The following is a 7,263-nucleotide window of genomic DNA, read 5'->3' on the forward strand; positions in this document are numbered from 1 at the left end:
CGCGAGAAGTCGGCGGGTCCGACTTCTCGCGCGGGTGGCGGGTGGCGGGTGGCGGGTGGGGGCAGGTGGTCGGTTGCCGTGGGCCCCTGGGGGCGGGGTATGTAGACCGGTCGTCATATTCGGTCTTCGGGCGGCCGATCTGTAGACCGGTCTACCTATTCGCGCTGCGCCCGCCGTCGGCGGTTCTTCCGGACGGCGCCGGCGGCGATCAGGGCGATCAGCGCCCCGGCGGCGAACAGGCCGATGTCCGGGCCGCTGCCACCGCTGCCACCGCTACTGGTGTTGTTGGCCCCGGCGCCGGTGCTGGTGCCGGCGTCGGGGCCGCTGGGTGTGGTGGCCGGACGGGCGGCGCCCAACTGTTCGCCGCAGCCGGCCCGCGGGTAGCCGGCGATGGCGCAGAGCAGGCCGTTGGTGTCGTACCGCAGCGGCCGGGCGACCGTGGCCAGGACCTCGCCGGAGGTCGCGCGGGGCGGTACGGAGGCACAGACGGACCGCTGCGCCGGCGGGTTCTCGCCGGACGGAGCGTCGGCGGCGGTGCCGAAGTCCAGCACCACGGCGACCCGCTTGCGGCCGGCCTGTTCCGGGGTGCCCGCGCAGATGGCGGCGAAGTCACCGGGCACGCCGGGCCGCGCCGCGTCCTGCCCGCCGTCCGGACTGACCGCGAAGCGCCAGCCGTCCACACCGCCGTCCTGCGGGACGTACAGCGAGGGTCCCTGTTGCTGGTACGTCCACGCGTTGTCCGCCCACTTCCAGAACGACCAGTAGCGGTAGCCGGCGGCCTGGGCGGGTGCCACGGAGAGCGCGAACAGTCCGGCGAGGGCGACCAGGACGAGGGCGGCGCGCCCACGCCTGGAATATGTAGACCGGTCTACCGGGGCTGGCCGCGCGACGGCAGCCGGCCGCCCCGAATATGTAGACCGGTCTACCGAAGTCGGCCACGCCCCGGCAGTACGCCGCACAAAATATGCAGACCGGTCTACCGAGTAAGCGCTCGCCCCACCCGCCCGACTCCGGGAATATGACGACCGGTCTACATATCGCAACCCGCGGCTGCCCGCCGGGCGGGTGCCCGCCCGGGTGGGGCGGGCACCCCGCGGTGCCGAGGTCACAGCTTGGCGCCGCGCTTGCGCTGGAGGCTCAGCAGCAGGCCGCCGCCGATGCCGATCAGCAGGCCGACGCCGATCAGCCAGAACGTGGAGCTGTCCCCGTCGTCCTCCTTCTTCTCCGCCGGCGCGGAGGCCGCGCTGCCCGAAGCGCTCCCGGAGGCCGCCGGCCCGCCGGTGGCCGCCTTGGGGGCCGGGCCGAGGGCGGTCAGCTGCTGCACCAGGTTGGCGCCGCCGAAGTCGGCGGGGTTGCGCTGGGCGGCCTGGGCGACCAGCACCAGGGTGGCCGTGGCGGCCGCGTCGGTGCCGCCCTTGGTCCAGGTGCCGCCCTCCTTGGCGAGCCAGTCCACCGGGCCGGCCGCCTGCTGCGGGTGCCCGCTCTGCACCAGGCCGAGCGCTCCCCAGGCGGTGCCCGTGTAGTCGGGCATCGGGTCGGCGCCCGGGAGGGTCATGGTGAGGTGCTGTCCGCCCGTCGCGAACTGCGCGGTCAGGTGGGCGGCCACGGCCTCCGCCGAGTCCGCGCGCGGGACCCCGGCCTGCCCGGCGCCCGCGGCGGGGGCGGTGGTGCACGGCAGCGCCTTGGGCGCGGCGTCCACCCGGTTGGTGTTGGTGACGGGCAGCTTGCCGCCCGCCGCGGCGAGGGCCGCCTGGCCGGTGGCGAGGCCGTTGGGGGCGAGCGTGCCGTCCGGGGCGGGCTGGTACGCGAAGGCACCGCGCTGCTCGGCGGGGACGGCGCAGCCGAGCTGGTAGAGCGCCAGCCCGTCGTACGCGTTCTTGCCGGCCTTGGCGACCGAGGCCGGGTCGGTCTTCGCGGCGATCAGGGCGTTGACCGCAAGTCCGGTGGAGTTGGCGTCACCGGGGTTGCCGGGGTTGTAGGCCCAGCTGCCGTCCGCGTTCTGGGTGGTCTTGAGCCACTGGACACCCTTGTCGACGGCGTCCTGGTGGCCGCCGAGCGCGATCAGGGCCTGGACGGCGACGGCGGTGGCGTTGCTGTCCTCGGTCGCCGGGTCGCAGGCGGCGGCGGTGTCGGCCCGGAACGAGGGCCACCCGCCGTCGGCGCACTGCTGGCCGGTGAGCCAGGAGACCGCGGAGTCGGCCGGTACGACCTTGGCGCCGGCCAGCGCGGTCAGGGCAAGCGACTGGCGCCACACCCCGTCGTACGTGGGGTCGCCCTTGCCGTACAGGCCGGCCGGTACGGCCGCGGTGGTCGGCGAGGGCGCGGCGGCGGCCGGGGCGGGGGGCGTGCTGGGGGCGGGGCTGTCCGCGAAGGCGGGGGCGGCGGTGGCGCCGGCGACCCCGGCCAGCAGCGCGGCGGACACGGCGGCGGCGCCCAGGCGGGCGGCGGTGAGCATGGTGGAGGTGAGCCTTTCGGTGAGCGGTGCGGTGGCCCTGGCGGGGGCCGGCCCGTAGACCTCGACGGTTCCGGACGGCGGGTGCTGTCCGGTGCGGCCGCTCGCCCCTTCCCGGGCGGTCCGGCTCACCCGGCCGACCGGCGCGTACGCGGCCGGGGGCGGGTTCACGGTTGCGGGTCAGCGCCGGATTCGCGCCGGCTTTCCCCGGGAGGAGGCGGATGCAGTTGTCGTGACGCCCGTCGACTCTAGCCGTCCCGACGCGGTGCCCCACGCGCCCCTCGCCCGCCGCCTCCCGCCCGCCGCGCCGCCCGTCCGCCCACCCCCACCCGTGCCGCCCACCCTGGAGTAGAACCTGTTCCACTCCGCCGCGCCCCGAACGCCCGAACGCCCGCCCCGAACGCCCGCACGTCCGTACACCCGCCCCGCACGCCCGCCCCGCCCCACCCCACCCCGTCCGCGCCCCCTACCCCAGGGTGAGCAGCCGCGCCGCCGTGTGCAGGTCGGCCCGGACCTCCGCGATCGACGCACGCCCCGACAGCCAGGCCACCAGCGCCGAGTGCCAGGTGTGCTCGATGACCCGGACGGCGGCACGCTGGCTCTCGGTGGGTGGCCCCGACTGGCCGATGGCGTCCAGGATGAGCTGTGCCGTGAGCCCGCTGACGAGGTCGACCTCGGCGCTCACCGAGCGGTCCGCGAAGGACAGCGCCCGGACCATGGCCTCGGCCAGCAGCGGTTCGCGCTGCAGCGCGTGGAAGGCCCGGGTCAGCGTCTCGGCCACCCGCAGGGCCGGGTCCTGCTCGGCCGGCGGATGGCGCCGCACCTGCTCCTGGAGCCCCTGGAGCTGCTCCTGCATGACCGCGACCAGCAGGTGGACCTTGGACGGGAAGTACCGGTACAGCGTGCCGAGCGCGACCTGCGCGCTCTCGGCGACCTCGCGCATCTGCACCGCCTCGTACCCGCCGCGCCCGGCCAGCGCGGTCGCGGCCCGCAGGATGCCCCGGCGCCGTTCGGCCTGCCGCGCGGTCAGCGCCGGCTCGCCCGGTACCGCAGTGGCAGGAGCGGTGGCCGGAGCGGCCGCAGGAGCGGTGACGGGAGCGCCGGACGCGTGGGCGGCGGCGGGAGTGACGGCGGGCGCGGCGGGGCGCGCGACGGCGGGGGTGGCGGGCCGCGCGGGGTTCGCTGACGACGGCAAGGAGGCTCCCGGGTCGAGTGGCGTGAATCACCAGCCCTGACTCCTGACCCAAAGCTACGGGCCGGTATCTTCGAGGTCTCTCATTGTTCACATGCTCACTGGCGAGCTCCACCACCACACTGAAACCTGATCCACTTCGGCGACGGCGCCCGCCCCCCGGGAGCCGTGACGGGCGGGAGCCGCAGCGCGACCGCCGGGCCGTCGCAGAGCAGCCACCGGGCCGCCACAGAGCCACCACAGATAGGGGCCGAGGATGACCGCGCAACCGTTGCGGATCGCCCTGTTGTCCTACCGCGGCGACCCGTTCTGCGGCGGCCAGGGCGTGTACGTACGGCACCTGTCGCGCGAACTCGCCCGTCTGGGCCACCACGTGGACGTGATCGGCGCCCAGCCGTACCCGGTGCTGGACGAGGTCGACGGACCCGGTTCGGTGCGCCTGGTCGAGCTGCCCAGCCTGGACCTCTACCGCGCCGACGACCCCTTCCGCACCCCGGAGGCCCACGAGTACCGAGGGCCGGTCGACGTGCTGGAGTTCGCCACCATGCGCACCGGCGGCTTCCCCGAGCCGCTGACCTTCTCGCTGCGCGCCCGCCGGTACCTGGCCCGCCACAAGGGCCGCTACGACGTGGTCCACGACAACCAGACCCTCGGCTACGGCCTGCTCGGCCTGGCCCGGCACGGGTTCCCGCTGGTCACCACGGTCCATCACCCGATCACCGTGGACCGGCGGTTGGAGCTGGACGCGGCGACCACCCGGCTCAAGCGCCTCTCGCTGCGCCGCTGGTACGCCTTCACCCGGATGCAGCGCCGGGTCGCCGCCCGGCTGGACCACATCCTCACCGTCTCCGGCAGCTCCGCCAAGGAGATCGCCGAGCACCTGGGCGCCGCGCCCGGCGCGATCTCGGTGGTCCCGATCGGCGCCGACACCCGGCTCTGGTCGCCCTCCGAGGAGGTCGCCCGGGTGCCCGGGCGGATCGTCACCACGTCGAGCGCGGACGTCCCGCTCAAGGGCCTGGTGCACCTGGTCGAGGCGCTGGCCAAGGTCCGTACCGAGCGGGACGCCCACCTGGTGGTGGTCGGCAAGCCGCAGAAGGAGGACGGGCCGGTCACCGAGGCGGTGCGGCGCTTCGGGCTGGAGTCGCACATCGAGTTCCGCAGCGGGCTGAGCGACCGGGAGCTGGTCGACCTGTACCGCTCCGCCGAGGTGGCCTGCGTGCCGTCGTTGTACGAGGGCTTCTCGCTGCCCGCCGCCGAGGCGATGGCCACCGGCACGCCGCTGGTCGCCACCACCGGCGGGGCGATCCCCGAGGTCGCCGGCCCGGACGGCGAGACCTGCCTCGCGGTGCCGCCGGGCGACGCGGGGGCCCTGGCGGCGGCGCTGGGCCGGCTGCTGGACGATCCCGCGCTGCGGACGACGCTCGGCGCGGCCGGCCGGGAGCGGGTGCTGGCCCGGTTCACCTGGGAGAAGGCCGCCGAGCTGACCGTGGAGGCCTACCGGGCGGCGCTCGCCACCGGAGTGGGGCGCCGGGCGAGGTCCGGACCGGGCTGGCGCTACGTCGCGTGATCTCCTGCGGCGTCGCCGGGCCCGGTCGGGTGCCCGGGGGCGCCGCCCGTTTCTCCTGGCGTTCCGTCGGCCCTCACCGACGGACCGTCAAGAACGTTCAACCCAAAGGAATGGGAGCCAGCAGTGCTGACCGTCGATTTCTCGCGCTTCCCGCTCGCCCCCGGCGACCGGGTGCTCGACCTGGGCTGCGGCGGGGGCCGGCACGCGTTCGAGTGCTACCGGCGCGGTGCCAATGTGATCGCCCTCGACCAGAACGCCGAGGAGATCGCCGAGGTCAAGAAGTGGTTCGCGGCCATGGAGCAGGCCGGTGAGGCCCCCGAGGGCGCGTCGGCGGTCGCGATGGAGGGCAACGCGCTGGCCCTGCCGTTCGAGGACGAGTACTTCGACAAGATCATCATTTCCGAGGTGATGGAGCACATCCCCGACGACAAGGGCGTGCTCAACGAGATGTTCCGGGTGCTCAAGCCCGGCGGCCTGCTCGCCGTCACCGTGCCGCGCTGGCTGCCCGAGAAGATCTGCTGGGCGCTCTCCGACGAGTACCACGAGGTCGAGGGCGGCCACATCCGCATCTACCGCGGCGACGAGCTGCTCGACCGGCTCAAGGACGCCGGGCTGGAGCCGTACGGCACCCACCACGCGCACGCCCTGCACGCGCCGTACTGGTGGATCAAGTGCGCGGTCGGCGTGGACAACGACCAGGCGCTGCCGGTGAAGGCCTACCACAAGCTGCTGGTCTGGGACATCGTCGGCACCCCGGTGATCAGCACCCTCACCCGGGCCGCCGAGAAGGCGCTCAACCCGGTCATCGGCAAGAGCTTCGTCGCCTACGCCTCGAAGCCCAACCGCGCAGCGGGCGGGGCGGCGTGACCGCGGCCGTCCCCGAGGCGCTGCTGCTGGACGGGGTGCTCGACGCCGAGCAGGCCGCCGAGACGGTCCGCAGCATCCTCACCGAGCAGCGGCCGGACGGGGCGATCCCGTGGTTCGTCGGCCACCACCTCGACCCCTGGGACCACACCGAGGCCGCGATGGCCCTGGACACCGCCGGCGAGCACGCCGCCGCCGAGGCCGCGTACCGGTGGCTGGCCGCCAACCAGAACCCGGACGGGTCCTGGTACGCCGCGTACGCCTACGGCAGGCCCGGCGTGGACGGCGTGGACGGCGCGGACGCCCCGGTCGACGGGAGCGTCTGCGACGCGTCGAAGGAGACCAACTTCTGCGCGTACGTGGCCGTCGGCGTCTGGCACCACCACCTCAGCACCGGCGACGACGCCTTCCTGGAGTGGATCTGGCCCGTCGTCCGGCGCGCGCTGGACTTCATCGTCGGCCTGCGCCTGCCCGGCGGTCCGATCGCCTGGCGGCTGGACGAGGACGGCACCGCGCCCCAGGAGGCGCTGCTCACCGGTTCGTCCAGCATCCTGCACGCGCTGCGCTGCGGGCTGGCCATCGCCGACTACCTGGAGGAGCCGCAGCCCGACTGGGAGCTCGCCGCCGGGCGGCTGCGGCACGCCATCGCGCACCACCCCGAGCGGTTCCTCGACAAGGACCGCTTCTCGATGGACTGGTACTACCCGGTGCTCGGCACCGCGCTGCGCGGTCCGGCCGCGCTGGAGCGGATCGAGCGCGACTGGGAGCGCTTCGTCGTCCCCGGCCTGGGCGTGCGCTGCGTCAGCGACCGTCCCTGGGTCACCGGCGGCGAGAGCGCGGAACTCGCGCTCGCGCTCTGGGCGGTGGGGGAGTCCGACCGGGCGGTGGAGATCCTGCGCTGGATCCAGAAGCACCTGCGGCACACCGACGGTTCGTACTGGACCGGGTACGTCTTCGAGGACGACGCCATCTGGCCCGAGGAGCGCACCACCTGGACGTCCGGCGCGCTGCTGCTGGCGGTCGCGGCGCTCGGCGGCGACCCGGCGACGGTGACCGTCTTCGGCGGCGACCAGCTGCCGGCCGGCCTGGTGGTCCAGGACTGCTGCTGAGCCCGTGAGGGCCGCCCCGCCCCGCCCTGCCCGGCCACGGCGGGGCGGGGCGGCGGGAGGACGCCGAAGGGCGGCGGGG

General features: G+C 74.9%; 6 protein-coding genes. 3 read left to right on the top strand and 3 right to left on the bottom strand.

What is annotated here, in order from left to right; genetic code table 11:
• Positions 1–155: 155 nt before the first annotated feature.
• From ACWEQL_RS39380 to ACWEQL_RS39390, 3 genes are all read right to left on the bottom strand, one after another.
• Positions 156–794, bottom strand: a complete 639-nt coding sequence (locus ACWEQL_RS39380) for an SCO2322 family protein (protein ID WP_452155918.1) — start codon at positions 792–794, stop codon at positions 156–158.
• 311 nt (positions 795–1,105) lie between these two features.
• The gene (locus tag ACWEQL_RS39385; protein ID WP_452155920.1) at positions 1,106–2,623 is read right to left on the bottom strand and encodes a prenyltransferase/squalene oxidase repeat-containing protein; all 1,518 of its coding nucleotides are present in this window, start codon (positions 2,621–2,623) and stop codon (positions 1,106–1,108) included.
• Positions 2,624–2,918: 295 nt separating this feature from the next.
• Positions 2,919–3,647 (bottom strand): TetR family transcriptional regulator, encoded by a 729-nt coding sequence (locus ACWEQL_RS39390; protein WP_452155922.1) that lies wholly within the window; start codon positions 3,645–3,647, stop codon positions 2,919–2,921.
• A gap of 253 nt (positions 3,648–3,900) precedes the next feature.
• Here ACWEQL_RS39390 and ACWEQL_RS39395 point away from each other — a divergent pair, with 253 nt between their 5' ends.
• From ACWEQL_RS39395 to ACWEQL_RS39405, 3 genes are all read left to right on the top strand, one after another.
• Entirely contained in the window at positions 3,901–5,211 is a 1,311-nt protein-coding gene (locus ACWEQL_RS39395) for a glycosyltransferase family 4 protein (RefSeq protein WP_452155924.1), read from the top strand.
• A gap of 123 nt (positions 5,212–5,334) precedes the next feature.
• Complete coding sequence (locus ACWEQL_RS39400; protein WP_452155926.1) at positions 5,335–6,078, top strand: class I SAM-dependent methyltransferase; 744 nt, start codon at positions 5,335–5,337, stop codon at positions 6,076–6,078.
• On the top strand, positions 6,075–7,184 hold the full coding sequence (locus ACWEQL_RS39405; RefSeq protein ID WP_452155928.1) for a prenyltransferase: 1,110 nt from the start codon (positions 6,075–6,077) through the stop codon (positions 7,182–7,184). The genes ACWEQL_RS39400 and ACWEQL_RS39405 overlap by 4 nt, the downstream gene beginning before the upstream one ends.
• Positions 7,185–7,263 lie beyond the last annotated feature (79 nt).

The organism is Kitasatospora sp. NPDC004240 (assembly GCF_053603215.1).